Source organism: Streptomyces sp. NPDC002044 (assembly GCF_040296725.1).
GTDB classification, from domain to species: Bacteria; Actinomycetota; Actinomycetes; order Streptomycetales; family Streptomycetaceae; genus Streptomyces; species Streptomyces antarcticus.
Window position 1 is genome coordinate 1 of record NZ_JBEOXU010000337.1, and the last position, 1068, is coordinate 1068.

The 1068-nt window shown below is 66.5% G+C and carries 2 protein-coding genes; one reads left to right on the forward strand and one right to left on the reverse strand.

Annotated elements, in window-relative coordinates; translation table 11 throughout:
• The coding region (locus tag ABT106_RS32055; protein ID WP_351284597.1) for a polysaccharide deacetylase family protein at positions 1 to 712 on the reverse strand (712 nt) is incomplete at its 3' end.
• 101 nt (positions 713 to 813) lie between these two features.
• On the opposite strand from ABT106_RS32055, the gene ABT106_RS32060 reads away from it, so the two are divergent.
• On the forward strand, positions 814 to 1035 hold the full coding sequence (locus tag ABT106_RS32060) for an MbtH family protein (RefSeq protein WP_351284600.1): 222 nt from the start codon (positions 814 to 816) through the stop codon (positions 1033 to 1035).
• Positions 1036 to 1068 lie beyond the last annotated feature (33 nt).

Here is a 1068-nt window from a genome sequence, read left to right on the forward strand (position 1 = left end):
GGTCGACCACCTTCGACGGAGCTTCGATCAGCTGCCCGATGTTGGGCTCCGGCAGGAAGGCGTACTGCTCCCAGTCGTCGAGCAGCCAGTGCACGGGCAGCTCCGCGACCCGCTGCCGGCCCGCCCCCGCGAGCACCACGTACGGCCGGTCGTCGTCCATGAGGGAGGAGTCGTAGGACAGCCCGTATTCGGGCAGCAGGTCCAGGGTGTACCGGGTCATCTCCCAGTTGGGGGCCCGGTACCCGCGCGGCGTCACGCCGAATCGCGCGAAAGTCTCCAGGCTGTTCTCCAGCTCCGCACGCTGCTCGTCCTCGGAAAGGTGGACGGGATGGCGGTGTGTGAAGCCGTGCAGGCCGATTTCCTGGCCCCGGTCACGTACGGATTCGACCACGGCCGGCCAGCGTTCCGCGCTCACGCCGGGGATGAAGAATGTGGAGGGAACATCCAGGCGTTCCAGCAGGTCAAGAATCCGGGGAACACCGACCCGCGGACCATAGGCTTGGTGGGACATGGTCGTCAAGTGGTTGATGTAGTGCTCGCCCCGGGCCAGCACCGGCGACTCCGCGTCGACGTCCACGGATATGACGACCACGGCCTTGTCATCCCCCAGCCATGGCCCCGACTCCCCCCGTTCGGGCCAGTCGACAACAGGCACCCGTACCGCACGGTCCTTTTCGCCCGACACCCCGTCGCCCTGCGCCACTTCGCTCATGTAACGTACCTCCGAAGTTCGATCCACCATCGCAGCTGTCATTTTCGAGGCCGCGGTCCGGCGCACTATAGCGAGCGCGGCGCGGTAAGGGGAGAAGCGCAATGAGCGAGCAGAATGAGAACGTCGCGGCCTTTCGCGTCGTCGTGAATCTCGAAGAGCAGTACTCGATCTGGCCTCTGGAATCGGAGATTCCGGCCGGCTGGCGTGCGGCCGGCAAGGAGGGTGTGAAGGAGGACTGCCTCGCGTACGTGGACGAGGTCTGGACCGACATGCGGCCGCTGAGCCTTCGCCGGCACATGGACACGGCGGAGTCCGCGTCGTGACGATACGCATGACCGTGGGCGGGGCCCGCGTGG

Excerpts from the sequence above, each read along its gene's own strand:
- ABT106_RS32060 (WP_351284600.1), top strand. The coding sequence starts at position 814 with ATGAGCGAGCAGAATGAGAACGTCGCGGCCTTTCGCGTCGTCGTGAAT.